Source organism: Protofrankia sp. CiP1_Cm_nod4, from assembly GCF_982290645.1.
In genome coordinates this window covers 15,842-17,883 of sequence record NZ_CEVIVC010000087.1, presented here as the reverse complement: position 1 = coordinate 17,883, position 2,042 = coordinate 15,842, and the positions used below count along the sequence as shown (strand labels likewise).

General features: G+C 72.6%; 2 protein-coding genes. Both read left to right on the top strand.

All coding sequences use genetic code 11. The features are described 5' to 3' along the window. Positions 1 to 1,677 (top strand): DEAD/DEAH box helicase (locus AC5LSR_RS16295; RefSeq protein ID WP_250285467.1); only part of this gene is annotated, 1,677 nt, incomplete at its 5' end. A 5-nt stretch (positions 1,678 to 1,682) separates the two neighbouring features. Next, a partial coding sequence (locus AC5LSR_RS16290; RefSeq protein WP_493468645.1) for a hypothetical protein occupies positions 1,683 to 2,042 on the top strand: 360 nt, incomplete at its 3' end.

Sequence of the window (2,042 nt, the reverse complement as noted above, 5' to 3'; positions counted from 1 at the left end):
GACCCGGAGTGGTCGGAGCTGCTCGACGAGGCGATCGGCGTGTGGAGCAAGCCCGGTTTCGACAGCCTGATCTCGGTTCCCCGCCTGCGGTTCGAGCCCTTCGGCTACCAGCTGCGGACAGCGGGCACCGTCCTGCGGCGCATGCACGGGCGCGCCATCCTCGCGGACGAGGTGGGCCTCGGAAAGACCATCGAGGCCGGCCTGATCCTCTCCGAGCTGCGGATGCGGGCACTCGCGTCCACCGCTCTGGTGGTCGCTCCGGCCGGGCTGGTCGACCAGTGGCGCGAGGAGCTCGACCGCAAGTTCGCGCTGCCGTCCGTCGTGGCGCGCGCGGGCATGTCCCTGGCGGACGTCGGTGCCGCCGACCGGCCGGTGGTTCTCGCCTCGCTCGCGACGGCGCGGCGGGACCCGCTGCGCACCGCGCTGACCGGGCGCGACTGGGACCTGGTGATCATCGACGAGGCGCACCGGGTCCGTAGCCCGCGCACCGCGTCGGGCCGGCTGGCCCGGGCCCTGCGCGCCCGCTACCTGCTGCTGCTGTCGGCGACACCGGTCGAGAACCGGCTCGAGGATCTCTTTGAGCTGGTCAGCCTGGTCTCGCCGGGCCTGCTCGGGACCGCGGCGGAGTTCCGCCGCCGGCACGGGAACGCGGCACCAGGCGCCACCGGTCCGGCGCACGACGCCCCGACGGCCGCACGGGTGCACAATGTCGCGCAGGTGCACAATGTCGCCGAGCTGCGGGCGCGGACCCGTCAGGTGATGGTCCGGCACCGGCGCAGCGAGGTCGAGGTACTCCTCCCGCAGCGGCTGGCCGAAACCGTTCTGATCACCCCCGACGCCCCGGAGGCCGCGCTCTACGCGGCCGTCGCGGCGCGGATCCGCCGCGAGGCCCGGGGCGCGGCGCCGTCCCGGCTTCTCACGCTTCGCGGTCTGGCCCACCACGCCGGATCGTCACCGGCTGCGCTCGCCCCGACACTCGCGAAGGCCGGCTGGCCCGACCTCGCCGCCCAGGCCGGCGAGATAGGGGTCACCCGCAAGACCCGGACCCTCATCGACCTGCTGCGCCGCCGTCTCGCCAGCGACGAGAAGGTCGTCGTGTTCACCGCGTTCCGGCCGACGCTGGAGACGGCCCGGGCCGCGCTCGTCGAGGCCGGCATAGCGGCGGCCGTCTATCACGGCAGCCTGGCCCGGGCCGACAAGGAACGGGTGATCGGCCGCTTCCGTGACGAGGTGCCCGTCCTGCTCACCACCGAATCCGCCGGTGAGGGCCGTAACATGCAGTTCTGCCACGTCATGGTGAACCTCGACCTGCCGTGGAACCCGATGCGGATCGAACAACGCCTCGGCCGCCTGCACCGGGTCGGCCAGACCCATGACGTCGTACTGACCAACCTCGTCGGACGCGGAACGATCGAGGAACGGATCCTGCGCGTCCTCGAGACGAAAATCAATCTTTTCGAACTGGTCGTCGGTGAGCTCGACATGATTCTCGGCCGCATCGACGACGAGACGGATTTCGCCGACCAGGTGTTCGACGCCTACGTCACGGCGGCGGACGACAGCGAGTTCGACGCGCGGATGGAGGAGCTCGGCGACGCTCTCGCCCGGGCCCGGGTCGACTACCTCGCCAGCCGGGCCGCCATCGACGACCTCGCCGGTGGCGAGGAACAGGAGTAGTTCCCATGCCGGTCACCGATCCCGCCCTGCGCTTCTGGCTGCGCTACGCCACGCGGGAAGGGGCGTTGTGGGAGGAAGGCGCCCAGGCCAGCCTCGTCGTTCTCCCGCAGCGCCTGGCCGGTGCGTTCAGCCTCCCGGAGGAGGTCCTCGTCACCAGCGACCCCGAGGTCGCGCGCGAGGACGGGGCCACCCTCATCGCACCCGGCCATCCGGCGCTGGACCAGGCCGCCGACGCCATCCTGACCACCGGGGACGCCGGTCGGCTCACGCTGGCGTGGCCCGCCCGCGTCCCGCCGGGCGCCGACACCCTGCTCGCGCACGCCCGCGACCGCTTCCCGGTCGACCATGGCCGTCTCGACGCCGCC